A 26,456-nucleotide genomic window follows, 5' to 3' on the forward strand; every position below is an offset into this window, starting at 1 on the left:
ACATGCCGCCGATGGGGGCGGCGAAGCCGTGGACGGCGCCGAGGCCGGCGTTGGCGAGGGCGATGCCGCTGTTGAGCGCGCAGAGGGCCATGTCTTCACGGGCTTCGAGGTCGTGGCCATTTTGAAAGGCGCGTTCGAGGGAGCGAATGGCGCGCTGGATGCCATCGAGGCAGAGGGCATCGGTCATTGGCTGAGCACGGGAGCAGACGAAGGCTTCGAGGCATTGCGTGAGAGCATCCATGCCGCTGGCGGCGGTGACGGATTGAGGGACATCGGCGGCGAGTTCGGGATCGATCAAGGCAATGCGTGGCAGCATGGAGATGTGGCGCAGGCTGGCTTTGACGCGGTGCTCGGTGCTGGCGATGACGGCGTTGCGTGTGGCCTCGGCTCCTGTGCCGGCCGTGGTGGGGACGGCGATGTAGGGCAGGGGAGTGGCGTCCAATGGTTTGCCTTCTCCGATGACTTCGATGTAGCGCATCAAGTCACCGGGCTGCGTGCTCATGGCAGAGATGGCTTTGCCGGCATCGACCACGCTGCCGCCGCCGATGGCGACGATGACATCGGCGTTGAGTTGTTTGGCGAGTGCGACACTGGTTTTGATGTCTTCAACGGTGGGTTCGCCGCTGATGGAGTGGATGCCGACATGGGGCAGGCGTTCTGCGTATTGCTGCGGGCGGCTGCCGGTGATGAGGAGGGTGCGCTGGCCGAAGGTGCGGCAGAGATCGGGGAGTTCGCGGAACACGCCGCGTCCGAAGATGATGCGCTGGGAGGTGGCGAATTCGAAACGGTTCATGGACCTGGGCTTACGGATGGGAGGTCGCTCGTGTGTTTTGTGGTGATTGATGCTGATGACAGAACCGGATTCCGGCTGAAGCCGGTACTACGGAACAGCGATGGATTGATCGAGGACTTGCGTGGCTTGAGAGAGTTTGTGGGAACAGCTTTTTTTACGCGGAAGGGCTGTTCATCGGACTGGCCGTCCCAGCATTGGGGTCGCGGCTCAGGGTCATGACGCATTCGAGGTGCTTCGTCTGCGGGAAGAGATCGAAGGGCTGCACGGTGCCGAGTTTGAATCCGGCTTCGGTGAAGAGAACGAGGTCGCGCATCTGCGTGGCGGGATTGCAGGAGATGTAAACGACGCCTTTGGGATTGAAGGCGAAGAGCTGCTGCAGGAACTCGGGGCTGCTGCCTGCGCGCGGTGGATCGATGATCACCACGGTGTCGGCTCCGGCATGCGGAACGTCTTTGAAAACGTGCTGGGCATCGGCGGCGATGAAGCGGCAGTTGGTGAGGGAATTGATCTCGGCGTTGTGCGAGGCTTTTTTGACGGCGGTTTCGGAGATCTCGACACCGATGACACTTTCGAAGTCGCGTGCGGCGCTGATGGCGAAGAGGCCGCTGCCGCAGTAGGCATCGACGAGATGCTTCGCGCCGGTGGCTTTGGCTTCGTCGATGGCGTGGCGGACGAACTTGGGGAGGATGAAGGGATTGTTCTGGAAGAAGTCGCCAGCCTGGAATTCGAAGCGGACACCGTCCACGTCTTCGACGGCGATTTCATCGGGCCGGGTGAGGACGCCGTTGTCGGCGGCACGCATGAGGAGGGTGGCGCCGTTTTTGAATTCGGCGGAGTTCGCACGGGCGCGCTCGCGCACGGCGGCGAGCTGAGCGTTGAGCTCGGGCATGGCGATGGGGCACTGCTCGACATCGACCATGGCATTGCGGGTGCGTGCGCGCAGGAAACCGATGGCACCGATGCCGCCTTCTTTCGGGCGCTGGAAGTGAGGTGTGATCTTGGAGCGGTAGCCGTACTGAACGGGTGAGGGGATCACCGGGCAGACGGGGTGCTCGATCTTGGCCATGTGCTTGAGCAGCTCGGCGACCTGGCGCTGCTTGGAGAGCAACTGCTCCTCATAGGAGAGGTGCTGGTACTGGCAGCCGCCGCACTGGCTGAACAAAGGGCACTGAGGTGTGACGCGGTTTGGTGAGGGCTCGATGACTGAGACGAAGTCGGCCTCGCTGTAGTTCTTGTGATTGCGGAAGACGCGGCACTTCACCAGCTCTCCGGCGAGTGTGAAGGGAACGAAGACGACCCAGCCATCGACACGGGCGACTCCCGCACCTTCGTTGGTGAGGCTTTCGATGCGGACGTCCAGCTCCTGGTGATAGGCGAAGGGATGGGGCGTGAATTTGCGCGGCGGTTGCATGCGTCGCGTCAGGGTTTGGCGGGGGTGTTCATTTTCATGTAGGTGCGGCCTTGGACTTTGCCAGTGGCGGGATCCAGAGTTTCGACCCGTAGTTCTTTCAAGGCATTCGTGCCATTCACTTTCTGCATCTTGGTGACTTCGTAGCGTTTGATGATCTTGCTGCTGCGGTCGTAGGCAGTCATTTTGGCCGCGCCACCGCTGGCCTGATGAACCCAGATGTCCACGGCGTAGTAGGGGCCTTCCCTGCCAGGGTTGATGACGCGTACGATCCAGCATTTCTGTCCGCTGACACGGTCCTCACCCAGGAGCTGCGGGCGCGGCCAGTAGAGGAAGCGGAGGGAGAGATCCTCATAATTCAAATCCATGCCGCGCACTTTGCTGCCGAGCTGGCTGGCGGAAACCTGCTTTGAAGTGCCCTTGATCACCTGATACAGCCTGGCGGGGGAGGTGTTTAAATCGACACGGATGGTCTCAGCCGGAGGGGTGGAGAACAGGAAGCTCATGACCTGATTTCCCATGGTGAGTTCCAGGGGCTCGGTGCGGCCGGAGTCGCCGTCACGCAGTTCGCCCTGCAGCTTTTGGTTCTGCCCGGCGTAGCTCTGGCGCACATCGAGCATGATTTCCTCGGCGGTCTTTGGCGGCGCACCAGCGGCACGCAGGCATGGCGTGAGCAGCAGTGTGGCGAGAATGATGAACTTCATGGCGGTGCGGGCGCAGGGAGGGATCTGTGTGAGACTCCCTTTCACTGACGACGCATTAGTTATTCTTCACTGGATCATCCAGCTTCATGTAGGTGCGGCCGATGACTTCGCCGTTGGCGGGATTCACGGACTCGATGCGCAGCTCCTTGAGCGTGGTGGCGCCTTCCACTTTCTGCACCTTGGTGACCTGGTAGCGTTTGACGATTTTGCTCGTGCGATCAAAGGCCGCCATCTTGGCCGCGCCGCCGCTGCCCTGATGCACCCAAAGATCCACGGCGTAGTAGGGGCCCTGGCTGCTGGGGTTGGTAACACGCACGATCCAGCATTTCTGGCCGCTGACACGGTCCTCGCCCATGAGCTGAGGGCGCGGCCAGTAGAGGAAGGCGAGGGAGAGATCTTCGTAATTGAACTCCATGCCGCGCACCTTGTTGCCATGCTGGCTGTTAGGCACGACGGACGATCCGCCGGCGCGCACCTGATAAAGGGTGGCCGGGGAGGTGTTCATATCCAGGTGGACGATTTCTGGCGGCGGGTTTTTGAAGAGGAAGCGCATGACCTTGTTTTGCATGGTGAGCGTGAGGGGCTCTGAGCGGCCCGAGGTATCGTCACGAAGCTCGCCGGTCATCTTGTAGTTTTGCAGGGCGTAGCTGTTCTGGACGATGCGAATGATTTCCTCGGCGGTTTTCGGCTGGGCATCCTCAGCACGCAGCATGGAGGCGAGAAGCAGCGGGAACAGGAAGAGACGTTTCATAAGAGTGGGGGAGATTGGAGACGACACTTTGACATGCGGACGGCGTCCTCTATTCAATGCGCTCAACCATCATGCAGCGCCAGCGCTTTCTCTTTGCCGCCCTGGGCCTGCTCACGCTCTGGCGCTGGGCGCTGCTGCCGACGCTGGAACTCGCGCCGGAAGAGGCGCTGGCGGTTTTCTGCAGCAAACATGGCCAGTGGGGCAGTTTTTTTGAGATCGGGCCGCTGCTGCCGCTGTTTGCGAGGCTGGGCATGCTGATTGGAGGAGCGGGTGAATTTGGGGTGAGGTTCTTCGCGCCGTTGCTCGCGCTGGGGGCATCGCTGCTGATTTGGCGGCTGGCGCGTGAGCTGTTTGATGAGCAGATCGCGGGCTGGGCGGTGGTGATCGTGAATGTGCTGCCTGCCTTCAATCTCGCCGCTGTCACGCTGACTCCGGGGACGATTGCCTGTGTGCTGGTGCCAGGAGCAGCGCTGTGTTTGCGCGGTGCTTTGATGAAAGAGGATGTGAAGCACCGGGCGTGGTGGGCTGCCGGGGCTTGCGTGGCGGGCACGGCGCTGGCGCAGCCGCCTGCGCTGGCCACGATGGCGGCGGTGGTGTGCGTTTTGGGTCTGTCCAGGCATCAGCGGCATCACCTGAATAGCACGGGATTCAGAGGGATCCTGGCTGCATGGTCCGTGGTGGTGCTGGTCTGGCTGATCTGGCAGGGCGTGCATGGCTGGCCGACGTTTGCAGCGGGGCACTGGTTGCCTGAGTGGCGGGTGATTCCGAATTTGCTGCGCTGGATCGTGCTCGCCTCTCCTCTGCTGCTGGTGCTTTTCGTGATGGCGGTGCGTGCGGGATTTACGAACGGCATGCTGCAAACCCACCGCGGCCTGCCCATGGCGATGCTGCTGCCGCTGGCGGGGATCGACTTTTTCTATGGTCCACACGAAATCTGGCCGGACACGGGAGGTGTGGTGTGGATGCTCTTTGCGGCGGTGCTGCTGGCGCATCGCAGCACGGTCGCCCGGACGGGGGTGATCGAGCAGAAAATCAGTCTGCGCACCATCACGATTGTGCTGGCCGCGCTGCAGAGCGCTTTTTTGCTGCAGACGGATCTGCCGCGCACGCTGGGGCTGACATGGCGATTTTCACCCAAACCCAGTGCTGAGACTGACGCCGCCCATGCCTTTACCGCTGATCCGTCCAAGACCCAGCGTGGCTGGCGTGAGAGCGCCAGAGTCGTCTCCGCCGTGCTGGAGCAGGCTGGCGGGGCGGGGTCATGGTTTGTATTGGCGGGGGACTGGCCGCTCGCGGTTGAGCTGGATCACTACCTTGGCCAGGCCGGGACGGTGCAGTGGCCAGCCCGTGATTTGAGCTCATTTGCCGGGCGAAGCGCGCTGTTTGTCATCGAGGACAGGGACGCGAAAAGCCTGCCCGATTCGCTCAAGAAGAGGTTTCAGCGCACTGAATTGCTCTCTGTGGCCCGGGTCATGCATGCGGGGAATGAGGTGCGATGGTTGAAAATCTTTGCTTGCCACGATTATCGAGCGCCCGACTTTTGACGCCCTTTTCGCCTCCATGCCTTCCTCCCCTGCCATTTCCGTCGTCGTGCCGCTCTATAATGAAGAGGACAATGTCGTGGAGATGCAGCAGCAGATCGACAAGGTCCTGGGTGGGCGCGATTACGAACTGGTGCTTGTTGACGATGGATCGAAAGATCAGACGCTTGCCCGCGTGCAGCGTGGGCCGCGGGTGCGAGTGATCGTCTTTGAAAAGAACAGCGGGCAGAGCGCCGCCATGCACGCCGGGATTTATGCCGCGCTGGGGGATGTGATCGTCACGCTCGATGGCGACCTGCAGAATGACCCGGCCGATATTCCCGCGATGATCGCGAAGCTGGATGAGGACGGGGGCTATGATCTCGTCTGCGGCTACCGTGCGAAGCGCAAGGACACGACGTTCAAGCGCCTGCAGAGCCGCATCGCCAATTTTGTGCGCTCCCGCTTTGTGGGTGATCACGTGAGAGACACGGGCTGCACACTCAAGGTGATGCGGCGCGACTGCCGTGAGGCGCTGCTGCTCTTCAACGGCATGCACCGTTTCATTCCCGCGCTCATCCGCAACATGGGCTGGCGCGTGACTGAAATGCCGGTGAACCACCGCGCGCGCATCCATGGCGTGAGCAAATATGGATTCGGCAACCGGGCGCTGCGCGCGACGATGGACATGTTTGGCGTGCGCTGGTTGAACAGCCGGCGCACCCGCTATGTCATTCGTGAGGAGCGGCGTGGCTGATGCGTTTCTGTTGTTGACGAGACAACTGCTTCGCAGCCATGCTGTGACACAGCACCAAGGATGAACCTACGCGAACAACTGCGACTACTGCTGCCCGAAATCCTGCCGCATGATCCTGCGGACTCGATCAAGGGCACCGAACTCATCCGCCTTGTGCGCTTGCGCCTCGGAGACGGCTACAGCGACGCCACGCTGCGCTACCATTTTTCCATCCTCAGCTACGATCCCACGTCGCCCATCGCGAAGGTGGATCAGGGCCAAGGGTACTACCAGCGGCAGAAGAAAACACTGGGCGGCAGCAACGGCGTCAGCCGCCAGGGGCTGTTCGACAGCGAGCTGGGTGAGAGCGATCAATGCTGGTCGCGCTACCTGCGGATGGTGGCCATCTATGAGCGGCTCTGTCTGCAGCGTTCGCGCTATCCCTTCCTGCTCAACCGCAACAGCAGCGGCACCCCCAGCATGGAGGGTGAGTGGGACATTCCCGATCTCGTGGTGGCAGATTGGGATCTCGACACGGGCAGCGATGATGCGCCGCGATTTGATGCGGCGATGCTCGACCTGCGCCGACATCTGGGTGGACCCGAAGTGGGACTGGCGGGGGTGCAGCTCAAGCTCAGCGTGGCGCCGGACACCTTCAGCGCCGACTTTTTTCAGGCGCTCAGCGCCACACGGTGGACGCTGCAGAGCGAGATCGTGATCGCGGAAGGCCTGAATGATGAGGCGCTCGTGGATGCGCTGCGGAGCCTGGGGCATCAGTTTGGCGTGGGCATCAGCAGCCTCGGTGTTCCGCTGACCGTGCTGGATGACCTGCCTTCGGCGAAGGAGCTGCGCGCCATGAGTGCGGCGGAGTTTGAGGCGGTGCACAATCTGCTGCGCATTCAGAAGATCACGCTGCCGACGTCACGCCCGACGCTTGACTGGTCGGCGCTCAATACGTTGCGGAAGAAGCATGATTCTGTGGCCGATCTGGTGCGGTGGCTGTCTGAGTGCCTGGCGAAGCGGCAGCCGGAGTGGGTGGGTGGGGTGGTGAGGTGAGAGCTTATGATGAAGATGATTAAAGGGCGGTTGGCTATGTATTCTCCCGAAGCATCTTTGAAAATGAGGGAGAGGATGGTGAGGACGCTTCGATTTAGCATCATTTGGTTGGGCGCCCTCGGCGGCTTCACGATGTACCTCACATGGAAAATCGCATCCGGTGAAGGACATGATGGTCATGTGGCCATTGCGTCGATTGCCGCCACCGTTCTTGTATTTAGTTTATGGGTTGAGCATTCCCGTCTGACTGACCTGTTTATTACTCCACCCAATCTGCATCCCTATTTTGATGCCAAGGTGCCTGGTTGCTCTCTGACAGTGGGTGTCGAGCTGTTGAAGCAGTCACGTGCGCTGGATTCCCTTGCTTTAGAAGCGGGGGTGAAAAGGATCGGAGAGTTTATTTCAGATGATGATTTTTTCGACAATTCAGGGCCTGTCTGGCACCTCGCTGATGATGGAGTAGCCACTTTCGACGTACTGCTCAGGAGGTTTGATTCTCATCTGAGTGTCGAAGCTGCCAAAAATGATCTGAAGGCCATTCTTGATACGTTGTTGTTTGCACAAGCCAAAAGCATCCGATTTTGCCTGCTGCTCAGAGATGTTCATGTGACGAACCAAATGGAGTGGGACCAGCGCAAGGGCTTTTGCTGAAGGATGCCAGTCTGCCAAATCTAAATACGTGAATTGTTGTTTCGGCAGGAAGATTGCTGATCAAGTGGGAGAAATGATTTCCTTTGGATGCACGTTCACTGAAGTCGCATGACCCGTCGTACTTTTCTCACCTCTGCTGCTGCTTTCGCGGCTGCGCTGCCTTCATCGGGTGCCTTGCGGGGAAAGAAGATGGGGATCGTGATTCATTCGTACTGGAAGCGCTGGCAGGGGAAGTACTCGAATCTGAAGTATCCGCCGTTTGAGCATGCGCTGGATGTGCTGGATCATGTGCGTGACCTTGGCGTGGGCTCGTTGCAGACGCTGGTGGGTGGGTGGACGAGTGAGTTTGCCGGGAAGGTGCGCGCGACCTGTGAATCCTATGGCATGAAGCTGGAGGGCAGCATCACGCTGCCGAAGAATGAGAATGATGTGGGGCGCTTTGAGCAGGAGGTGAGGATCGCCAAGGAGGCGGGGGCGACGATTTTTCGTTCAGCCACGGGAGGCCGACGCTATGAGTTGTTTTCAAGCCTGGAGGACTTCAAGCACTGGAAGGACGGAGCTTTCAAGTCCATGCAGTTTGCCGAGCCGGTGGCGCGGCGGCAGAAGGTGAAGATTGGCATTGAGAATCACAAGGACTTTCATGCGGCGGAGCTTGCGGAGGTGCTGGGGCGTCTGAGCAGTCCGCACATGGGTGCGTGTGTCGATACGGGCAACAGCATCGCTTTGCTGGAAGATCCGATGACGGTGGTCGAAACGCTCGCTCCCTTTGCGGTGACCACGCATATCAAGGACATGGCGGTGCAGGAGACGGCGACGGGTTTTCTGCTGGCCGAAGTGCCGCTGGGAGAGGGCATCCTGGATCTTCCGCGCATGTTTGCCTTGTTTGAAAAGTACAATCCGCAGATCGACTACCACCTGGAGATGATCACGCGTGATCCGCTCGATATTCCCTGCCTCAAGCCGACTTACTGGGCCACGTTTCCGGACAAGCCCGGCACGGAACTCGCCCGCACCCTGATGATGGTGCGTGAGCGCAAGGCGGAGAAGATGCCCAAGACGAGCGGGCTCAACCTGGAGGCGGCGCTGGAGTTTGAGGAGAACAACATTGTGAAATGCCTGCGTCAGGCGGGGGACAAGTATGGGTTTGCGCCTTCGCTGAAGCCGAAGGCTGCGGGGAAGAAGGATGAGCATTGATTGGCCGCAAAGAGGCGCAAAAGGATGCAAAAAACTGAACAAGCCGGTGATTTGCGCGGTGGTTAATTTTTGAGGGTTCTTGCGGGCATTCCTCCTTGCATGCATGATCGGGTGTCCGTGTCCGAACTTCTTCCAACTGCAGCCTCCACCCCTATTCACGACGCCAAGATGGCGTTGCAGAAGTATTTTGGCTTTCGGGAGTTTCTAGACGGTCAGGAAACGGTGATGGCGAGCATCCTGAGCGGGCGCGACACGATGGTGATCATGCCCACCGGCGGCGGCAAATCCCTGTGCTATCAGCTACCCGCGATGGTGATGGACGGTGTGACGGTGGTGGTGAGTCCGCTGATTGCGTTGATGAAGGATCAGGTGGATGCGCTGGAGAGGCGCGGTATTCCTGCGACGCTGATCAACAGCTCGATCTCGCTGGGAGAGCAGCAGGAGCGCATCGAGGCGTTGCGGCGTGGGGATTACAAGTTGGTGTATGTGGCACCGGAGCGTTTCCGAAGCCGGGCGTTTACGAATGCGCTGCGGCAGGTGCAGATCGCGCTGGTGGCGGTGGATGAAGCGCATTGCCTTTCGCAGTGGGGGCATGATTTTCGACCGGATTACATGCGGCTGGGCGAGGCGCTGGCGCAACTGGACCGGCCGCAGGTCGTGGCCCTGACCGCGACGGCCACGCCGGAGGTGAGGGATGACATTTTGCAGACGCTCGCGCTGCGTGATCCGTTTGTGACGATCCGTGGCTTTGAGCGCCCGAACCTGAGCCTGAACATCGTTCATACGAAATCGAACTCGGACAAGTATGACCGGCTGAGGAAGATCATCACGCAGTTCAAGACCGGCATCATCTACTGCTCCACGCGCAAGCGGGTGGAGGAGGTGGGCGAGGAGCTGCGCTCGTGGAAGATCAAGGTGATCGAGTACCATGGCGGACTGGATGACAAGGAGCGTGAGTCGCGGCAGACGAAGTTCATCACGAAGAAGGCGGATGTGGCCGTGGCGACGAACGCCTTTGGCATGGGCATCGACCGCTCTGACGTGCGGTTTGTGGTGCACTTCGATGTGCCTGGCAGTGTGGAGGCTTATTACCAGGAGGCAGGGCGTGCGGGGCGCGATGGTGAGCCTTCGCAGTGCGATCTGTTCTTTAATTTTGCCGACACGAAGACGCAGGAGTTCTTCATTGATGGGAACAACCCGAGCGTGGACATCATCCGCAATGTGTACCAGACGCTGCTGAATGCGGCGGACTCCAATCATGAGGTGCAGGCTTCGATTGATGACATCACGGAGCGTTCCGGCGCGAAGAACAGCATGGCGATTGGGTCTGCACTTAGCTTTCTGAACCGGAACGACTACATTGAGCGTTTTGACATTCCCGGCAAACGCATCCGTGGCACGCGGCTGCTGCAGCCGACTGTGCTGACGCGTGATTTGAAGTTTGATGTGGAGGCGCTGCGGGAGAAAGACCGCCGTGACCGCTCGAAGCTCAAGGCGATGGTGGAGCTCTGCTACGATGACAAGGCCTGCCGGCAGGAGCAGATTTTGCGCTACTTTGGTGAGAGCGAAAGCACGCCCTGTGGCACCTGCGATGTGTGCCGGGCTGAAGGCGTGCAGCCACCGCGCGAAGGGGGGGCGGACGAAGTGACGATGCTGCGGCAGGCGCTGAGCGGCATTGCGCGAATGTCCGTGAAGCTGCCGGATGGAACGTGGGAAGGTCGCTTTGGCAAAGGGCGCATCATCCAGATGCTGGTGGGCAGCAAGTCCAAGGAGATCGTGGACGCAGGGCATGACCAGCTCACGACCTATGGGCTGCTCAAGGATGTTGGCACGCATGCGCTGCACCCGCTGTTTGCCGAAATTGAAAAGCTTGGGCTCATTGAGACCAGCGGCGGTGAGTATCCGAAAGTCACGCTGACTTCCCGTGGTGCGGAGGTGATGAAAAAGGGCCTGAATGTGAAGATGCGCTGGCCTTCGATGCATGCGCCGGTGACGAAGCCGAAGGGCAAGACGGCGATGAATGAGGAACTGGCTGCGCGCGAGCTTGGGTTTGATGATGCGCTGTTTGAGAAGCTGAAGCGGCATCGTACTGCCGTGGCGGAGTCCGAGGGCGTGCCGCCCTATATTATCTTCAGCAATCAGACGCTGGAATTTATGACGCGTCTGAAGCCGAAGACGATTGAGGCGGGGCTCAAGATTCGCGGGGTGGGTGAGAAGAAGGCGAAGGAGTATCTGCCGGATTTCATTCAGATCATCAAGAAGCACGGGTAAGACCGGATTAATAGCGCATGACAGGGCGCTTCAGGATGCGTGCTTTTTGAATGATATCGGCTGGATGCTCCGGGGTGCCGCGATCCATGAAGTTTTCGATGCTGCGGGAGGCATCGAGGATGGAGCGGACTTGGCTGCCGACGGTGGGTGCGGGATTGAGGTAGTCGTCGATGCCGGTCACCGCTTTGTAGACGACGGACATTTCGACCACGAATATATCGTCCAGGCGGTAAAATTCGCTGCCGGTGAGGAGGCCGGAGCCGGTTTGGCCGGTGGGGGATGCAGGTGAGGCGGGGCGCAGGGTTTTGTAGAGACGGGAGCGGCTGACGGGGAATTCGAGGCTGCGCAAGCGGCGCTCATAAACCTGGCGGCGGCTGTGTTCATCACGCGGCAGTGAACTGCAACCAGCGGTGGTGAGGATGAGCAGGAGGAGCAGAAAGGCGTGAATGGATTTCATGGTGAGTAAGTCTGCAAGGAGCTTCAAACTGCTCAAAGAGCAGCAATGAATTCTTCTGCGGAGATTCCAGCCTGCCGGAGCACACCCGCGAGCGTGCCGGTTTTGATCTCAGGGTGATTTGGTATCACGCAGCCATCGGCACCACGTTTCATGACGATATGACTGCCCTTTTGACGGGACACCTCGAAACCCAGCTTTTGCAAAGCGCGCACGGCCTCCCTGCCCGATACGTGGGGGAGCTTAGGCATGCGAAAGTTCGAAAGTTGTCATGAGCGCATGCCCAAGAATGCGGCGTTGCGGAAACTCTTCGAGAAACAGTTCCGTGGCCTCACGCAGATTTTCAACGGCCTCGGCAACGGATTCACCCTGGCTCGTGGTTCCAGTTTCCGGATTGAAGGCAACATAGCCTCCTTCTTCCGCCGGTGTGAGGACAGCTGTCAGTTGCATATGGCAAATGTGACGGACAGACCGGACTAATCAAGCATGCATTATGATGCTTACTCAGACTTTGCCGCAGTGTTGAAGGGTGTGGCTTCGCTGATGCTGGACAGGGCGGTGAGGGATTGGTGGAGTGCGGTGCCGGCGGGTAGTTTGGCGAGAGCTGCTGTCAATGCGGTCTGCGCAGCTCCACCTTCAGGATGCTGAAGGGTGGTGGTGGCGAGGGCGAGGACATCGCTGACAGCGGGATGGGGTGAAGACTCGATGAGAAGCTGCTGCGCACGATGGGCGGCGGGAATGTCATCGAGCTGGATGGCAAGAGCGGCGGTGAGGCGCAGTGTGGGGGCATCGAGCTGCGCGCTGGGGATGGACTGCAGGGTGCGCAGGGCCTGGGAAGGCTGCGCGGCGGAGACTTGCAGTCTGGCGAGGTGCTGCAAAGCGGGAGCATCGTCGGGGAAGCGTTTGAGGAAGCCTTTCCACAGCATCGGAGCGGAGGATTCGCCGCGCAGCATGATGTCGAGCTGTGTGAGCAAACGCCAGCCGGCGCGGTCATCGGGGGATGACTGGAGGTGGGTGGCGAGCAGGGTGCGAGCAACCGCAGGTGCATCGCCGTCGGTCAGCGCCTGGGCCAGTTGAACTGGAGAGAAGCGGCCATGCAGGCTGGCGAGGACGTCGGTGAGTTCTTTGCCTCGCCCGATCTGGGTGGCCAGCGCGTGCAAGCGGGCCAGCACCTGGGTTTCACCGATGGCGGCGAGGCGGAAGTACAACTCGCAGGCGATGCTGGTCAGATGATTGAGATCGGCGATGCTGGCGCCTTCGTTGAGCCAGCGACGATATTCAGGGTCGATGGCTGTTGCCGAGGCGAGTTCTTTCAGAGAACGCTTGTGGTCGGGGCAGGTGCGCAGCTGGCGCTCGATCCATGGCAGGAGTTCAGCGGATTCTCCTGCGGCGCGGGTGGCATGCAGCGCGCGCTGCATGAGGCGCGGCGGGATGGCGTCTGCGGGCTTCAAGGTACGCAGAGAATCGAGCGCGACACGGGAGGCTTCGGCATAGCGGGTGCCTTCGAGCAGAAGGGTGCTCTGCAGATCGAGAGCAGCTTCGCGCTCGACCTCAGTGAGGCGCGGAGGCGTGGCACCGAGCCACTCATTCACGACACGTAAGGCTGCCGCAGGACGCCGTGCGGTGCGGGCAGCCTCGGTGAGGTTCAGCACATTCTGCCAGGTGGCGGCGGCAGAGTCGCACACACGCTCATGGATTTCGACGGCCAGGGTGCGTTCGTGGGTCGCCATGGCCTGCGAGGCGAGCAGTTCGAGTGCTTCGATTTTATGGGGTTCTTCGATGCGGTCGCCGGCGGCGGAGACGAGGAGCCTGCTTTCGTCGATGAGCGGTGCGTCGGTGCGCGTGAGTTCGACAAACAGAAGCGCGGTGTTCAGCGGGCAGGGCGTATGGAGCGGACCCTGCTGCACCGTGAGCTGACGGAGCCGCTGCTCGGGGGCCGCCTTCAGCCAGGTGTGCAGCGCCTCCACTTCACTATCCGGCAGCAATGCGAGCTGAAACACGGCAGGCAGTTGCAGGTGCTTGGGAACATGAGCGAGGCTGGAAGCGATGGCGGTGCGTGTGGTGTTCAGCAGCGGGTTTTCCTTGGGGGCGGACGGATCGTTGGCCAGCAGGCGCCAGCCCCAGGCGACGGCGAGCATGGTGTAGGAAAAAATGAGCAGGAAAGCCTGGCGGGAGCTGCGTGACATGAGGGCTCGGGAAAGAGGTGGGATCAGCGCATGGCCGCGTGGGCGGCGGGCGGCAGGGACTGGAGGGAGACGGTGGAACGGCAGGCGACTTCGAGATGAACGAGGCCCTGAGCGTCTGCGTTTGCGGTGTAAGGGCGGCCGTTTTCGAGATAGGCGCACTGGCCGCGGGGCTCGAAACCACCGAGCACGATTTCCACGGGACGGAGATCGCGCACCTGGAAGGTGGCGCGGCCTGTGGTCAGCTCAAAGAATGAAACTGCGGTGCTGCATTCCACGAGATGGAGGTGCTGCGCCGGTTTGTTTTTGGTGAGCACCAGTTCGGTGCGCGCACAGCCCATGGTGTGGATGTAGAGCTGACCCTGATCCACATTGTAGCCTGAAACTCCCTGGCAGCGCGCCATGTCAGGCAGGCCGATTGTCGCGGGCAGGCGCAGGGTGCGGCAGTCACCGGCATTCAGGATGATCCAGTGATCCGCAGCGGCACGCAGGATGCGGGTGTGCCGGGCATCGCGCACGCTGGCGGCATAGGCGGCGGTGGTCATGGCATGCAGCGGTTGTTCCGAGCAGGCAGCGAAGGTTTTTTCGAGCGAAGCAAGGCCTGCTGCGGTGCGCACATCCGCGAAGCTGCAGCGGAGGGCGAGGGGCTCCATGCGGAGGGGCGTGCGGGAGCCTGAGGGGCTGGAGATGGGATCAAAACTGGATGTCGAAGGAAGGCTCTCAACACCCATGGCGTGGCAGTAGCTCAAAGCCTCGGAGGAGGGGGTGGTGTTGGCAGGCCAGAGCATGAGGCTGACCTCCTTGCCCAGCGGGAGCAGGCGGCGATGGATGTAGCTCATGGAGCCGGCGATCTCGCGTTCCATGTCGTGACGGGTGGTTTTGGCGCGGTCATTGAGCTTGCCGGAGATATCGATGCCAGCGGTCCACTGGGTTGGACGTGAAAGGGAGTTCGAAGCGGCCTGAACCTGAAACATTTCAAAAATGCTGCGGGCCACGTGTTCGAGCCGCTCAGCCTGGCCGGACTTTTGGCCGGGCAGCCAGGCACGCATTTCGGCTTCACAAACGGAAACCGTGACGGGCAGAAGATTGCGGCCGAGAATGCGGTCGCGCATGACCTCGGAGCACAGAGGGAAACCGGGAAGGGTGGAAGGGGTGGAGAAGCCGGTGCTGTCGATGTGGCTGTAAAAGATCCGGCGGCCGGTGCGTGTGGTGGTGTCAGGCACAGGGAGGCTGCGGTCGGCGCCGAGCCATTGTGCGAGGAAAGCTGGAAGATCGAGCTGCGAGGAGGCGGCCTGAGCAGCTGGATCAATCCATGCAGCGCCCCAGCTGGTGAGGAAGGCCTGATCAAAGCGATGGCCGGTGCCCATGGCATCCTGGCCATAGAGGCCCAGCACGATGCGGGAGTCTGCGGGGGCTGTGAGATCGAGAAAGCCGAGCGAGCGGGAGGTGATCTTCGTGTTCACGCGCAGCAGGGAGGAATCCATGGCGACGACGTTCGTTTTGACGAGGCGGGCTGCGGGCTGTGCGCTGCCACCGAGGCCGAGATGCTGCAGAGCCTGATGGCGAGCGGCCGCGTCCGTCCATGGCATGCCGGTGAGGAGCAGGGGAATTTTCCGGGCACGCAGAGATGGCAGCCAGGCGGCCAGGGTCGTCTGCTGTTCAGCGCTGAGGACCAGGGAGGAGTCGAGGATGACGGCGGCGAAATCGTGGTCTGCCGGCAGGAAGCTGGTGCCAGTGGCAGAACGGAAATCGAGTTCACAGCCCAGCCATTCCAGGGACTGACGCAGGAGGCGTGAGGTGAGGGTGGCTGCTGCGCGGGAGGACTTTTCGCCGACGTGCTTTTCATCCCAGCCGTGAAGCACCAGCACGCGGCGGGAGACTTCTTCCAATGGGCCAAGATTGACTCCGGTCAGCGCCGGAGTGGTGATGAAGGGGACAGCGCCGAGGCTGGTGAGACGCTGCGCGGCTTCGCGGCAGGCGGTGCGGTCATCGGCCGAAGCATACTCCACGGCGAAAACGCGCAGGCCCTGCATCTGAACGGTGCGAATGAGGCGCGTGAGACGCTGGGTTTCCACGATGGGCGTCCAGTCCGTGACGCCGTTTCTGCCTTCGCGGGTGTAAACGCCGAGGGCGAGGAAGCCATTGGCAACGTGCACGGCTTCCACGCCAAGCCCCAGACGAAGATCGAGCAGGAGATGCTTGTCCGGATAACGCTGGCGCAGGGTGGCGGCGAGCGAAAGCACAGCGGTGCGTGCTGCTGGAGTGGTAGCTTCAGCGCCGAAGCTGAGGACAAAGCCGTCGAACCCTTTTTTTGCGGCCGGGTCTGCGAGGGCTTCGACGACCCATGGGACCCACTGGGAATCTGTGGGATCGATGATGCGAGTCTGCTGGTCCGAGGCAGAAGGTTTCGAGGACAACTGACGGGCTGCGCTCTGCATGGCGGCACGTGTTCCGGTGCGGAAATGAGCGACATCTAGCAGCGCGAAGTAGTTGTTTCCCAATGCATGACCGGGCTCCATGTCGAGCTGCGCCTGAGGATTCAAAATGGCGAGGTCGAAGGCGGCGAGAGAGCGTGAATCAGGGCGCAGCGATTGATCGACAAACAAGCTGCGGTAGGAGGGCAGATCCGATGCCATTCCCTGGATTCCCATCAGCCCCAAGAGGGCCACAACGCGGAGTTTCGACAGCAGGCCGGATGTAGAGCGCGTGAACCGGGAAGTGAGTGATGCGGAGTGCATGACAGGGTGCGTTGGGCATTCAAAACTGCGAACACTGTCACGGTAGAGTTTCAATAACTGTAAGCAATGCTCTAAACATTGGTTTACAAACAACTTACCTCGCTGACAGAACTCAGAAATCAGTCGCCAAACCCTGCGTCATGGGAATCATGACAGGCATCATGAATGGATCTCCTATTCGCACGTTTGCCGAAGGCATTTTGATCGATCAGCCGTGGGGAAAACTCACGTGGCTGGCCTCGCGGGAGATGGGGAATTCAACCACGATGACGATGGGGCATGTGATCATCCCGGCTGGGCAGACGAACCCGCGTCACAGGCATCCGAACTGCGATGAAATTCTGCACCTGCTCAAGGGCCGAGTGGAGCACAGTCTTGGGGAGCAGAAATACCTGCTTAATCCCGGCGACACGATCTCCATTCCTGCGTGTCAGTGGCACAATGCGCGTGCGCTGGATGGCATGGATGCGGAGATGGTGATCTGCTTTTCTTCGGCGGATCGGGAGACGGAGTTTGAGTGAGGAATTAGGCCGCCCTTTCAGGGCTCCAGAATGAAGAGTGAGCGTATGCCGATAACCCAGGGCGTTGCCCTGGGCTGCGATAGGCCGCACCTTTGGTGCTGGGATAAACTCACCCCTTGGTCACCACTTCGTCGAGGTTGAGGACGAGGTTGGCCACCATGGTCCAGGCGGCGAGTTCGGCGGGATTGAGTTTGTCGTCGGGCTTGGATTCGCCGTAGGTGATGGCTTTTTTGGCTTCTTCGGGCTTGGCGGTGTAGGCGGCGAACTGCTTGGTGAAATCCTGGCGGATGATCTCGGCTTCCTGGGCGCTGGGGTAGCGGCCGGTGGCGGTGCGGAAGAGGGCGGTGATGCGCGCGTCCGTGCTGGCGTTGGTTTGCATGACGTGCTGGGCGAAGTTGCGCGAGGCTTCGAAGAACTGGATGTCGTTCATGAGGGTGAGCGCCTGCAGCGGGGTGTTGCTGCGTTCGCGGCGGAGGCAGTAGCTCTCGCGATTGGGCGCGTCGAACGAGGTCATGTTCGGCGGCGGGGCGGTGCGCTTCCAGAAGGTGTAGAGGCTGCGGCGGTAGAGTGATTCGCCGTGGTCCTGGATGTAGTTGCGGGTGTTGCTGCCACCGAAGCCGACGGGCTCCCAGATGTTCTCGGGCTGGTAGGGTTTCACGCCTTTGCCGCCGATCTTGGGGCTGAGCAGGCCGGAAACGAACAGGGCCTGATCACGCACGGCTTCGGCATCCAAGCGGAAGCGCGGACCACGGGCGAGCAGGCGGTTCTCCGGGTCTTTTTGCATCGCGAGGTCGGAGCATTGAGCGCTTTGCTGGTAGGTGTGCGAGGTGACGATCATGCGCACAAAGGCCTTCATGTCCCAGCCGCTTTCACGGAAAGTCACGGCCAGCCAGTCGAGCAGTTCAGGGTGGCTGGGAGGCTCTCCCTGGGAGCCGAAATCGTTGCTGGTTTTCACCAAGCCGGTGCCGAAGAACTGCTGCCAGAGGCGGTTCACCTGCACACGGGCGGTGAGCGGGTGCTGCGGGCTGACGAGCCATTTGGCGAGATCGAGGCGTGTGTAGTCGGCCTGTGCGGGGAGGGGAGGAAAGACAGCGGGGGTGCCACGGGTGACCTTGTCTTTCGGCTTGTCATACTGGCCGCGATCCATCACGAAGCTGTCACGTTTTTGCGGCAGGTCGGCCATGATGAAGGTGGCGGGGATGACGTCATCCAGCGTTTTTCTTTGGGACTCCAGGGCGAGCTTTTCACCACGGGCACCTTCCACCAGACTGCGTGCGCCCTGATACTCGTTTTCAAACCACCACTCCTTGAGCTTTACGGCGTCTTTTTCGGGCCATTCGGCGGGCTTTTTGCCACGCACGAGAGTCTGCAGATCGTTGGGGAGTTCAGCAACACGCTTGCCTTGGTTTTTTTCAATCCACTTGCTCCATGACCACTGGGGATCTTTGGCCGGATCGACGCGGGAGGTCATGGCCAGACGGTCCCAGTAAACGGTGCCGCCGAACTGGGTGAAGGCATAGCCGCTGACCTTGAGACCGGGCTTGAGGCCCAGACGTTCTGCGGGCACTTCCAGCTTCACCCATTCGCCTGCTTTGGGCAGTTCGCCCATTTGCACTTTCTCAGGTGTGCGCACCTGGCCGAAGGGGATGGCACCTTCCTGGCCCCAGACAGCGCGGTGGTTCCAGCCGGCGGTGTGGAACTGCAGCATGATGGCCTTCGGTGGATTTGCGGGGTCGATGTAGCACTGCACGCTGAGCTTGCCGTTTGGCGGGATGTCGAATTTGGCGCCGCTGGCAAAAAAGTCCTGCGCCACCCCCGTGGCGGTGCGCTTGAGTGCTGCATTGCCGCTGAAGACAGGGCCTTTGTCCTTGGTGATGATTTGCGTAGGTTCTCCTGAGAAATCCGCCTTCACGGGAAATGCATCCTCAAACCAGACGAGTTCGCTGTTCTGTACAGGCGGTGGCGGGGTTTGGGTGGCGGGGTCGGTGTAGTTCAGTGATTGGATCGTCGCGCGGATTTTCGTCTGTGCGGCGGCCATTTTTTGATCGAGTTCCGCGAGCTGCTTTTTCTGCTCGGCAGTGCTCAGCCGGAGGATGGGCGGGGTGAGGAGGATGTTGCCATCCATGGCGGGATCGGCGGTGCTGTTGAAGAAGGCGTAGAGCGAATAAAACTCCTTCTGGGAGATGGGGTCGAACTTGTGATCATGGCACACGGCGCAGCCGGCGGTGAGGCCCATCCACACCGCCACCGTGGAGTCAGCGCGATCTACGGCGTAGCGGAAAATGAACTCTTCATTGATGCTGCCGCCTTCACTGGTGGTGACGTTGCAGCGATTGAAGCCGGACGCGATTTGCTGATCCACAGTGGCATTGGGCAGGAGATCACCGGCAAGCTGCCAGATGGTGAACTGATCGTAGGGCAGGTTGGCATTGAAGGCGCGCACGACCCAGTCGCGGTAGGGCCACATGCTGCGCTCGTTGTCGAGGTGCAGGCCGTGGGTGTCTGCATAGCGCGCCGCATCCAGCCAGAAGCGGCCCATGTGCTCGCCATAGCGTTCGGATTTCAGCAGGCGGGCGACGACTTTTTCATAGGCATCCGGCGCTATGTCAGCGATGAAGGCATCGACTTCAGCCAGCGTCGGCGGCAGGCCGGTCAGGTCGAGTGTGACGCGGCGGATGAGGGTTTCCTTGGAAGCTGATGGCGAGGGGGACAGACCTGCTTTGGCCAAGCGGTCTTGAATGAAGGCATCGATGCCGTTCTGAACTGGTCCTTTGACGGAGGGAGGAGTCGCTTTGACGGGCGCTTCGAAGGCCCAGTGTTTTTTGAACTCCGCGCCTTCCTTGATCCAGCGCTGCAGGATCTCCACCTGGGCGGGGGTGATGTGCTTGTTCGACTCAGGGGGTGGCATCACCTCATCTTCGTCTTTGGTCAGGATGCGCTGGATGACGGAGCTTGCCTCGGGGCTGCCGGGCTTGATGGGGAACACGCCTTCGATGGCCTTGTAAGCGACTTCCGGGACATCGAGACGCAGATCGGCCTTCCGTTTCTTGGCGTCCAAGCCGTGGCAGGCAAAGCAGTTGTCACTGAGAATGGGCCGGATGTCACGGTTGAAGTCGAGCTTCGTCGCCGCGGATACGGTGGCGGTCAGAGCGGCAGAAACGATGAAGGCACGGAAAAGCATGGGTGTGGTGTACGAAGCTCATGCCACCAGGCTTTCCGGCTTCAGCGGCCAAAGAAATAGCCCGTCGCATGGAAAAACACCGGTGCGGCGAAGGCCAGTGAGTCCAGCCGGTCCATAAAACCGCCATGGCCAGCGATGGCCCCGCCCCAGTCCTTCACACCTCGATCACGCTTGATGGCTGACATCACGAGCCCGCCGACGAAGCCCATGAGTACGACCAGGGCCGCCATGCCTGCCGCTTGCAGTGGTGAGAAAGGCGTGGCCCACCACAGGGCGGCACCGAGGCCCACGGTCGTCAGTCCGCCGCCGAGGAAACCTTCCCACGTTTTGCTGGGGCTGACGGTGGGGGCGATCTTGTGTTTGCCGCAGATTTTGCCCCACACGTATTGCATCACATCGCTCATTTCGACGACGGTGATAAACCAGAAAAGCAGCTTGGCCCGCTGGTGTGGCCAGTCAGGAAGATCCAGCCAAAGGATGGCTGGGGCGTAGCTGATGCAATACACGCAGATCATGAGCCCCCATTGAATTTTGGCGGTGCGTTCGAGGAAGTTCTCGCAGTCGCCTGCCAGTGCGGAGCGCATGGGTACAAACAGGAAGGCATAAACCGGGATCAGAATGAGAAACATGATGTACCACTGGGTTGCCAGAAAGTAGTAGTGCAGCGGGGTGATGATGAAGAAGACCCAGAAGAGCGTCCGGTGATCTGCGGGCTTCGTTGGCGTGAGGGTGATGAACTCGCGCAGCGCCATGAAGGAGCTGAAGAAAAACATCACGGCTGTGCCAACGGGCCCCACCGCGAGCGCGCCGGCAAAAACGGCGACCATGGTCCACCAGGCCTTGGTGCGTGCGTTTAGGTTTGCCACGGTGATCTTGGCGGTGTCGGTTGCCGCTCGTTTTGCCAGCACCCAGCCGATGACCGAAGCGAGGACGAGTACTCCCAGAGTGCCGCCGAGGAGATAGAGCAGTGCAGGGTCGGAAGTGAAATTCATGCCTGAGGTGAGATTGACCGCCATTCCGTTTATTTTGCAAACTGCATTCACAGGCCGCGTTTTAGCGGGCATGAACCAGCGCGTTCAGATCCATTTATGCTGTCTCGTTCCTTTTTGTTCCTGTTTTTCCTGGCTCTCACAGTGTCTGCCGGAGAACCGATCACGCACACCTATAAGAAGGCGGGTGATCGTGAGTTGAAGCTCAGCATCGTCAATCCGCCGGACTGGAAAAGCAGCGATCAACGTCCCGCGATGGTGTTTTTCCATGGTGGTGGCTGGGTGGGCGGCGGGCCGACTCAGTTCACCCAGCACAGCGAGTATCTGGCCACGCGTGGCATGGTGTGCATCCAGGTGGAGTACCGGTTGATTGCGAAGGGCGACAACGGGCCGCCCATCGATTGTGTGCATGATGCAAAGTCAGCGATGCGCTGGGTGCGTGGCCACGCGGGAGAGCTGGGGATTGATCCGAAGCGCATTGGTGCCGGAGGTGGCAGCGCGGGCGGGCATCTGGCGGCGTTTGTGGGCATGGTGGAGGGGCTGGATGATCCGCAGGACGATGTGAAAATTTCCCCGAGGGCCAATGCGCTGGTGCTGTTCAATCCTGTGTTCGACAACGGCCCGGATCAGGGCTGGGGCTACGCCCGAGTGGGTGAACGCTTCAAAGAGTTTTCTCCGGCGCACAACATCAGTGCTGATGATCCGCCGGCGATCATCTTCCTCGGCACGCAGGACAAGCTGATCCCTGTGGCGGTGGTTGAGCGTTTCAAGGCGAACATGGAAAAGGCGGGGGTGCGCTGTGAAGCGATCTTTTACGAGGGGCAGGGGCACGGCTTCTTCAATCCCGGCAAGGGCGGCAAGATGCAGTTTTACTACGAGACACTGATGGCGGCCGACAAGTTCCTTGCCTCGCTGGGGTGGTTGAAGGGAGAGCCCACGCTGCAAAAGCCTGCGGAACAGTGAGTTTGATGCGCAGTATCGGAACCCTTGATCTGGACAGCGCCCAGTGGCATTGAGCAATGTTCTTTCGTTGCAGGACAGCCATTGACAGCGGGGGGATTCCATCGCTAGACAGAGAGACCAACCACCGCATGAACCTGCCGAACAAACTCACTCTCTCACGCCTGATCCTGACGGGTGTGTTTGTGGTGTGTTTTTATATCCCCTGGGCGAACACCATTTCGCTGGCACTGATCATCTTCGGGATTGCCTCGGCCACTGACTACTTTGACGGGAAGATCGCGCGCGCGCGCGGCATTGTGACGAATTTTGGCAAGCTGTTTGACCCGCTGGCGGACAAGATCCTCATCGCCGCAGCCTTTATCCTGCTGAGCTCCGACAAGAACTTTCCCGAAGCGACGCGGATGCCGGCTTGGATCACCATCGTGATCCTGGCGCGTGAGTTTTTCGTGACCGGAATCCGGCTGGTGGCGGCGGGGCAGGGGGCGGTGCTGTCTGCGGAAAAACTGGGGAAACACAAGATGCTGTGGCAGATCCTGACGGTGATTTATTTCATGATGAGGCAGGCATCGCTCGAGCCGATCTTTGGCTTCACTCACCCGGCTTTCACGGCAAGTCCGGATGTCGAGCGAATGGTGGCTTTGGCCCTCATCTCTTTGACGAGCCTGCTGACGCTGGTGTCTGGTTTCAGCTACTTTTGGAAGAATCGTCATCTGTTTGACGATGCTTGATGCTTCTTTTTGAACTCACAGCCATGAACGCAGAACAACAACTCACCACCCTCGGTCTCACACTTCCTACCGCACCGCCGCGCGGGGGTGTTTACAATCCGGTCGTGATCGTCGGAAACATCGCCTACGTCTCTGGTCATGGGCCGTATCTTGGCGATGGGAAGTATCTCACCGGCCGGGTCGGTGCGGATCTTGATCTGGAAGCGGGCAAGGCTGCGGCGAAGCAGACTGGCCTCGCCTTGCTGGCCACCTTGAAAAGCGAACTGGGCAGCCTGGACCGCGTGAAGCGCGTGGTGAAACTGCTCGGCATGGTGAACTGCACGTCAGACTTCGGAGATCATCCGAAGGTCATCAACGGCTGCAGCGAATTGTTTGGCCAGGTTTGGGGCGAGGAATGCGGCATCGGCGCACGCAGCGCGGTGGGCATGGGTTCGCTGCCGGGGAACATCGCCGTCGAGATCGAGGGCATCTTTGAGCTGCAATAAAAAAACCTGCGCTGGCCAACAGCGCAGGCTGCTCAGAGCGAACTGAAACGGGGCTCAGAACCAGCGTGAGCCGAGGCCCAGGCCGCTGCCCCAGCTGAAGGGCTGGCCAAAGCCGTAGCCACCACCCCATGGGCGGTTGGTGAAGCTGCTGCCGTACGCCGGGCTGCGGTTGTAATACGGGCTGCTGTAGATGCCGTTCGAGTAGTAGGGGTGCAGCTGATATGAGACCGGGTAGGCCGCCGGGCGGCTGTAGATGCCCGTGTAATAGGGACGGGCGGAGTAGCAGCGTGTCCCGGCGTTTGCGCCGCGAATCACATAATAGTAGTGGTCCCGATTGGAGCCAAGGGTGCTGGCTGCGAGATCGCCCAGCGGGCCACGCCCTGTGGTTTGGTAGGGCGTGAAGGTGCCGCGATACGGGCCTGAGCCATTGTAGGCGTAGGGATACTGGCAGGCAGTGAGGGTCAGTGAAAGACCGACGAGCAGAATCACGAGAGAATGAAGGAGCGGCTTTTTCATGGTGAAGGGAGTGCGCAGGATTAGCGCACCAATTCCGCCCTCTTGGCAATGAGTAAACGACTACGCGACAGGGGTATAATTCCGCCCGAATAGAGTGGTTCTGAATTTTATGAGCGAACCGCTTGGGAAACTTCAGCGATCTTAGAAGCCAATGATCTGGAAGGGCATGCTGTCTCTGATCTGCTTGTCGGGCGGTGAGCTCATGATCTTTTCAAACTGCCGAGCCCATTCACGAATGGCGAACTTGGCCTGACCGGTCGGAAACAGTTCCTGGGGAAAGAAGAAGAACAAGGTCTTGGCCTCTTCTTTGTCGGCAAACTCGAAGACGGACTTGCCGGTCTTGGGCTCGGTCAGGACGCCTTGAATGGCAATGGTGCCGCGCGAAGGTTTTCCAAGCAAGCTGCCACCGACCATGGGCAGAGTCACGAGGTCCACGGCTTCCCGCACCACCAGTCCTGAGTAGGTGTTGGGTTCCCACTCGATGATGGACAGCTTCAGGGTCATGGCATCCTTGGAAGGAGCATCCACGATGGCGAAGCGCGATTTTTTGTTGGCCTTGAAGGCGCTGACAAATTTATCGTGAGCGTAGGTGAGCAGGCCCTTCATTTTTTTGTCGCGCCGCTTCTTGCTGAACTCCACCTGAGTGAACTTTTGCAGCATGGGCCGCAATTCATCGGAGACCACGGGGGCGATGTAGACCGACTTCACCTTTTCCGCAGCGGCCAGAACTTTTTTGTCGGTGGTCCACCAGTTGCCGATGAAAGGCGACCGTTTACGGTTTTCCTTTAGTTCACTGGCATGGGGGAGGAAACCGGTGGGTTTGACATCGACGGCGGCCACCACGCTTTTGGCGGTACGGCAGGAGATCATCATCCAGGGAACAAGCAGAAAGAGAGTGGCGCGGATCAGCATCATGGGACGAAATGGGGATACGTTTGAGAATGGCTGATGGCAAATATTTCATGTTTTAGGCTCAACACAAACTTCCCCGCAACATTTGCACCCGTCATGGGGGGGTGGTAGCTTTCCTGCCCAGTCATGCAGTGCTCCGGCAATTCCGCCGCGCTCCGCCTGATCTTTTCCTTCCAACTTTATGGCATGGCTTTCCTCTCTCGGTTCCTTCGGTGAAATCCTCCGATTCATCATCCTCATTTTGGAGGTGATCCTCGTGTTCAATCTCATGATCGTGGTTCACGAGTGGGGCCATTTCCTGGCGGCACGCTGGCGCGGGCTGAAGGTTGAAAAGTTCTACATCTGGTTTGGCAAGCCGCTCTGGAAAAAGACCATCAATGGCGTGGAGTACGGCCTCGGCAGCATTCCTGCGGGCGGTTTTGTGGCGCTGCCGCAGATGGCCCCGATGGGCGGGCTCGAAGGTGAGGTGAACCAGGAAGGGCTGCCGGCGATCACGCCGCTGGACAAGGCCATCGTGGCTTTTGCGGGTCCGCTGTTCAGTTTCATGCTTGCCTGTCTGTTTGCCGTGGCCGTCTGGGTTGTGGGCAAGCCGGAGAGCGAATCCCACACCACCTCGATCGTCGGCTATGTGGCCAAAGACAGTCCGGCTCAAAAAGCGGGCATTCTTCCGGGGGACAAGGTCCTTCAGGTGGATGGTCAGCCCGTGAAGCGCTTCGAAGGACTGGTGGACAGTGTGCGCTGGGGCGTGGTGGCCAGCGAAGGTGACACGATCGCCTTCGAGGTGGAGCGTCCTGGACAGGGAGTGATGAAGTTCAATGTGGATCCCAAGGCCTGGCCCAACAGCGAAAAAAAGGCGGAGCCGGTTTCTTGGTGGCGCTCGATCTTCAAACGGCCCGAACTGCGTTCCATCGGCCTTGAAGGCCAGATGACGCCCATGGTCGGGGGTGTTGCTAAAAACAGTCCGGCGGAAGAAGCGGGCATCAAACCAGATGACCTGGTGCTGCGTGCTGATGGCAGACAACTGCGCAGCATGGGGGATCTGGGCGATTACATCAAAGCCACGGCGGGCAAGACCATCATGCTGGACATCGAACGTGCGGGCAAGGTCATCCAAATCCCCATCCTGCCGCGCATCCCGGACAAGAACAATCTCAAGGAGGTCACGGATGATCATCAGGAATACCCCATGATCGGCGTGGCCTGGGATGTGGAAGGCAAGCGTACGCCCAGCGTCATCACACCGTGGGAGCAGATCAGCGATGCCGTGCGGCACATGGGCAATCTGGTGTCCAAACTGGTTTCACCGAAGTCTGATCTCAGCCCTGCGCACATGAGCGGCCCGGTGGGAGTGGGCCGTCTGTATTACAAGCTGTTCCAGCACCCGGACGGCTGGCGCCTGGTTCTTTGGTTCAGCGTGGTGTTCAACATCAACCTGGCGATCCTCAACATGATGCCCTTCCCGGTGCTGGATGGCGGGCACATCACCATGGCTGCTGCTGAGGCGATCCGCCGCAAGCCGCCGCAGGGCAGGATTCTGGAGTACGTGCAAACTGCGTGTGCGCTGATGCTCTTTGGCTTCATCATTTTTGTCACCCTCAAGGACACGGGGGATTTCTTTGGCGGTGGAGCCAAAGAGGGCAAGGTCTTGAAAATCGAGTGGCTCTCCAAAGAGCAGCGTGGCGCCGCAGGCGCGTAATTTCCG

General features: G+C 60.1%; 24 protein-coding genes. 11 read left to right on the plus strand and 13 right to left on the minus strand.

The window, feature by feature from the left end; genetic code table 11:
- The 4 genes from WAW39_RS26235 to WAW39_RS26250 form a co-directional block, all read right to left on the minus strand.
- Positions 1 to 793, minus strand: a 793-nt coding sequence (locus WAW39_RS26235; protein WP_422322119.1) for an iron-containing alcohol dehydrogenase, incomplete at its 3' end; no start/stop codon positions are given.
- 154 nt (positions 794 to 947) lie between these two features.
- Positions 948 to 2,204, minus strand: a complete 1,257-nt coding sequence (locus tag WAW39_RS26240; RefSeq protein ID WP_422322120.1) for a class I SAM-dependent RNA methyltransferase — start codon at positions 2,202 to 2,204, stop codon at positions 948 to 950.
- A gap of 8 nt (positions 2,205 to 2,212) precedes the next feature.
- Positions 2,213 to 2,905: an outer membrane lipoprotein-sorting protein gene (locus WAW39_RS26245; protein WP_422322121.1), complete on the minus strand. Its 693-nt coding sequence runs from the start codon at positions 2,903 to 2,905 to the stop codon at positions 2,213 to 2,215.
- Between the two features lie 55 nt (positions 2,906 to 2,960).
- Positions 2,961 to 3,656: an outer membrane lipoprotein-sorting protein gene (locus tag WAW39_RS26250; protein WP_422322122.1), complete on the minus strand. Its 696-nt coding sequence runs from the start codon at positions 3,654 to 3,656 to the stop codon at positions 2,961 to 2,963.
- Positions 3,657 to 3,712: 56 nt separating this feature from the next.
- Here WAW39_RS26250 and WAW39_RS26255 point away from each other — a divergent pair, with 56 nt between their 5' ends.
- From WAW39_RS26255 to WAW39_RS26280, 6 genes are all read left to right on the plus strand, one after another.
- Positions 3,713 to 5,200 carry an ArnT family glycosyltransferase gene (locus tag WAW39_RS26255; RefSeq protein WP_422322123.1) on the plus strand — a complete coding sequence of 496 codons (1,488 nt, stop codon included), beginning with the start codon at positions 3,713 to 3,715 and terminating at the stop codon, positions 5,198 to 5,200.
- A gap of 16 nt (positions 5,201 to 5,216) precedes the next feature.
- Positions 5,217 to 5,933: a glycosyltransferase family 2 protein gene (locus WAW39_RS26260; RefSeq protein WP_422322124.1), complete on the plus strand. Its 717-nt coding sequence runs from the start codon at positions 5,217 to 5,219 to the stop codon at positions 5,931 to 5,933.
- Between the two features lie 60 nt (positions 5,934 to 5,993).
- Entirely contained in the window at positions 5,994 to 6,968 is a 975-nt protein-coding gene (locus WAW39_RS26265; RefSeq protein WP_422322125.1) for a hypothetical protein, read from the plus strand.
- Between the two features lie 6 nt (positions 6,969 to 6,974).
- Entirely contained in the window at positions 6,975 to 7,619 is a 645-nt protein-coding gene (locus tag WAW39_RS26270) for a hypothetical protein (RefSeq protein WP_422322126.1), read from the plus strand.
- 108 nt (positions 7,620 to 7,727) lie between these two features.
- Entirely contained in the window at positions 7,728 to 8,813 is a 1,086-nt protein-coding gene (locus WAW39_RS26275) for a sugar phosphate isomerase/epimerase family protein (RefSeq protein ID WP_422322127.1), read from the plus strand.
- 117 nt (positions 8,814 to 8,930) lie between these two features.
- The gene (locus WAW39_RS26280) at positions 8,931 to 11,084 is read left to right on the plus strand and encodes a RecQ family ATP-dependent DNA helicase (protein WP_422322128.1); all 2,154 of its coding nucleotides are present in this window, start codon (positions 8,931 to 8,933) and stop codon (positions 11,082 to 11,084) included.
- 7 nt (positions 11,085 to 11,091) lie between these two features.
- Here WAW39_RS26280 and WAW39_RS26285 read toward each other — a convergent pair whose 3' ends face one another.
- From WAW39_RS26285 to WAW39_RS26305, 5 genes are read right to left on the minus strand one after another with little or no spacing between them, the layout of a single operon-like run.
- Positions 11,092 to 11,541: a hypothetical protein gene (locus WAW39_RS26285; protein ID WP_422322129.1), complete on the minus strand. Its 450-nt coding sequence runs from the start codon at positions 11,539 to 11,541 to the stop codon at positions 11,092 to 11,094.
- 32 nt (positions 11,542 to 11,573) lie between these two features.
- Entirely contained in the window at positions 11,574 to 11,789 is a 216-nt protein-coding gene (locus tag WAW39_RS26290) for a type II toxin-antitoxin system HicA family toxin (protein WP_422322130.1), read from the minus strand.
- Positions 11,782 to 11,988: a type II toxin-antitoxin system HicB family antitoxin gene (locus tag WAW39_RS26295; protein ID WP_422322131.1), complete on the minus strand. Its 207-nt coding sequence runs from the start codon at positions 11,986 to 11,988 to the stop codon at positions 11,782 to 11,784. Before WAW39_RS26295 ends, WAW39_RS26290 begins: the two co-directional genes overlap by 8 nt.
- A gap of 50 nt (positions 11,989 to 12,038) precedes the next feature.
- Positions 12,039 to 13,724, minus strand: a complete 1,686-nt coding sequence (locus WAW39_RS26300) for a hypothetical protein (protein WP_422322132.1) — start codon at positions 13,722 to 13,724, stop codon at positions 12,039 to 12,041.
- 23 nt (positions 13,725 to 13,747) lie between these two features.
- Entirely contained in the window at positions 13,748 to 16,459 is a 2,712-nt protein-coding gene (locus tag WAW39_RS26305; RefSeq protein WP_422322133.1) for a hypothetical protein, read from the minus strand.
- 161 nt (positions 16,460 to 16,620) lie between these two features.
- Here WAW39_RS26305 and WAW39_RS26310 point away from each other — a divergent pair, with 161 nt between their 5' ends.
- Entirely contained in the window at positions 16,621 to 16,980 is a 360-nt protein-coding gene (locus WAW39_RS26310) for a cupin domain-containing protein (RefSeq protein ID WP_422322134.1), read from the plus strand.
- Between the two features lie 109 nt (positions 16,981 to 17,089).
- On the opposite strand, the gene WAW39_RS26315 is transcribed toward WAW39_RS26310, so the two are convergent.
- On the minus strand, positions 17,090 to 20,161 hold the full coding sequence (locus WAW39_RS26315; RefSeq protein WP_422322135.1) for a PSD1 and planctomycete cytochrome C domain-containing protein: 3,072 nt from the start codon (positions 20,159 to 20,161) through the stop codon (positions 17,090 to 17,092).
- A gap of 41 nt (positions 20,162 to 20,202) precedes the next feature.
- Positions 20,203 to 21,153, minus strand: coding sequence for a phosphatidate cytidylyltransferase (locus tag WAW39_RS26320; RefSeq protein ID WP_422322136.1), 951 nt, complete (start codon positions 21,151 to 21,153; stop codon positions 20,203 to 20,205).
- 96 nt (positions 21,154 to 21,249) lie between these two features.
- On the opposite strand from WAW39_RS26320, the gene WAW39_RS26325 reads away from it, so the two are divergent.
- The 3 genes from WAW39_RS26325 to WAW39_RS26335 all read left to right on the plus strand — a co-directional run bounded on the left by WAW39_RS26325 (position 21,250) and on the right by WAW39_RS26335 (position 23,326).
- The gene (locus tag WAW39_RS26325; protein ID WP_422322137.1) at positions 21,250 to 22,113 is read left to right on the plus strand and encodes an alpha/beta hydrolase; all 864 of its coding nucleotides are present in this window, start codon (positions 21,250 to 21,252) and stop codon (positions 22,111 to 22,113) included.
- A 128-nt stretch (positions 22,114 to 22,241) separates the two neighbouring features.
- Entirely contained in the window at positions 22,242 to 22,841 is a 600-nt protein-coding gene (gene pgsA / locus WAW39_RS26330) for a CDP-diacylglycerol--glycerol-3-phosphate 3-phosphatidyltransferase (RefSeq protein WP_422322138.1), read from the plus strand.
- A 23-nt stretch (positions 22,842 to 22,864) separates the two neighbouring features.
- Positions 22,865 to 23,326: a RidA family protein gene (locus tag WAW39_RS26335; protein WP_422322139.1), complete on the plus strand. Its 462-nt coding sequence runs from the start codon at positions 22,865 to 22,867 to the stop codon at positions 23,324 to 23,326.
- Between the two features lie 54 nt (positions 23,327 to 23,380).
- Here the strand turns inward: WAW39_RS26335 and WAW39_RS26340 are convergent, their stop codons facing one another.
- Together WAW39_RS26340 and WAW39_RS26345 are read right to left on the minus strand one after the other, a co-directional pair.
- Positions 23,381 to 23,842 (minus strand): hypothetical protein, encoded by a 462-nt coding sequence (locus WAW39_RS26340; protein WP_422322140.1) that lies wholly within the window; start codon positions 23,840 to 23,842, stop codon positions 23,381 to 23,383.
- Between the two features lie 141 nt (positions 23,843 to 23,983).
- On the minus strand, positions 23,984 to 24,757 hold the full coding sequence (locus tag WAW39_RS26345; protein WP_422322141.1) for a DUF3313 family protein: 774 nt from the start codon (positions 24,755 to 24,757) through the stop codon (positions 23,984 to 23,986).
- 178 nt (positions 24,758 to 24,935) lie between these two features.
- Between WAW39_RS26345 and rseP the strand changes: the two genes are divergently transcribed.
- Entirely contained in the window at positions 24,936 to 26,450 is a 1,515-nt protein-coding gene (gene rseP, locus WAW39_RS26350; protein ID WP_422322142.1) for an RIP metalloprotease RseP, read from the plus strand.
- The last annotated feature ends 6 nt before the right edge of the window (positions 26,451 to 26,456 follow it).

The sequence above is a fragment of the Prosthecobacter sp. genome (genome assembly GCF_049294395.1).
Lineage (GTDB): Bacteria > Verrucomicrobiota > Verrucomicrobiia > Verrucomicrobiales > Verrucomicrobiaceae > Prosthecobacter.

Excerpts from the sequence above, each read along its gene's own strand:
- pgsA (WP_422322138.1), top strand. The coding sequence starts at position 22,242 with ATGAACCTGCCGAACAAACTCACTCTCTCACGCCTGATCCTGACGGGT.
- WAW39_RS26345 (WP_422322141.1), bottom strand. The coding sequence starts at position 24,757 with ATGATGCTGATCCGCGCCACTCTCTTTCTGCTTGTTCCCTGGATGATG.
- WAW39_RS26260 (WP_422322124.1), top strand. The coding sequence starts at position 5,217 with ATGCCTTCCTCCCCTGCCATTTCCGTCGTCGTGCCGCTCTATAATGAA.
- WAW39_RS26275 (WP_422322127.1), top strand. The coding sequence starts at position 7,728 with ATGACCCGTCGTACTTTTCTCACCTCTGCTGCTGCTTTCGCGGCTGCG.
- WAW39_RS26290 (WP_422322130.1), bottom strand. The coding sequence starts at position 11,789 with ATGCCTAAGCTCCCCCACGTATCGGGCAGGGAGGCCGTGCGCGCTTTG.
- WAW39_RS26305 (WP_422322133.1), bottom strand. The coding sequence starts at position 16,459 with ATGCACTCCGCATCACTCACTTCCCGGTTCACGCGCTCTACATCCGGC.
- WAW39_RS26320 (WP_422322136.1), bottom strand. The coding sequence starts at position 21,153 with ATGAATTTCACTTCCGACCCTGCACTGCTCTATCTCCTCGGCGGCACT.
- WAW39_RS26265 (WP_422322125.1), top strand. The coding sequence starts at position 5,994 with ATGAACCTACGCGAACAACTGCGACTACTGCTGCCCGAAATCCTGCCG.
- WAW39_RS26315 (WP_422322135.1), bottom strand. The coding sequence starts at position 20,161 with ATGCTTTTCCGTGCCTTCATCGTTTCTGCCGCTCTGACCGCCACCGTA.
- rseP (WP_422322142.1), top strand. The coding sequence starts at position 24,936 with ATGGCATGGCTTTCCTCTCTCGGTTCCTTCGGTGAAATCCTCCGATTC.
- WAW39_RS26270 (WP_422322126.1), top strand. The coding sequence starts at position 6,975 with ATGATGAAGATGATTAAAGGGCGGTTGGCTATGTATTCTCCCGAAGCA.
- WAW39_RS26300 (WP_422322132.1), bottom strand. The coding sequence starts at position 13,724 with ATGTCACGCAGCTCCCGCCAGGCTTTCCTGCTCATTTTTTCCTACACC.
- WAW39_RS26250 (WP_422322122.1), bottom strand. The coding sequence starts at position 3,656 with ATGAAACGTCTCTTCCTGTTCCCGCTGCTTCTCGCCTCCATGCTGCGT.
- WAW39_RS26340 (WP_422322140.1), bottom strand. The coding sequence starts at position 23,842 with ATGAAAAAGCCGCTCCTTCATTCTCTCGTGATTCTGCTCGTCGGTCTT.
- WAW39_RS26285 (WP_422322129.1), bottom strand. The coding sequence starts at position 11,541 with ATGAAATCCATTCACGCCTTTCTGCTCCTCCTGCTCATCCTCACCACC.
- WAW39_RS26245 (WP_422322121.1), bottom strand. The coding sequence starts at position 2,905 with ATGAAGTTCATCATTCTCGCCACACTGCTGCTCACGCCATGCCTGCGT.
- WAW39_RS26295 (WP_422322131.1), bottom strand. The coding sequence starts at position 11,988 with ATGCAACTGACAGCTGTCCTCACACCGGCGGAAGAAGGAGGCTATGTT.
- WAW39_RS26255 (WP_422322123.1), top strand. The coding sequence starts at position 3,713 with ATGCGCTCAACCATCATGCAGCGCCAGCGCTTTCTCTTTGCCGCCCTG.
- WAW39_RS26240 (WP_422322120.1), bottom strand. The coding sequence starts at position 2,204 with ATGCAACCGCCGCGCAAATTCACGCCCCATCCCTTCGCCTATCACCAG.
- WAW39_RS26335 (WP_422322139.1), top strand. The coding sequence starts at position 22,865 with ATGAACGCAGAACAACAACTCACCACCCTCGGTCTCACACTTCCTACC.
- WAW39_RS26310 (WP_422322134.1), top strand. The coding sequence starts at position 16,621 with ATGAATGGATCTCCTATTCGCACGTTTGCCGAAGGCATTTTGATCGAT.
- WAW39_RS26325 (WP_422322137.1), top strand. The coding sequence starts at position 21,250 with ATGCTGTCTCGTTCCTTTTTGTTCCTGTTTTTCCTGGCTCTCACAGTG.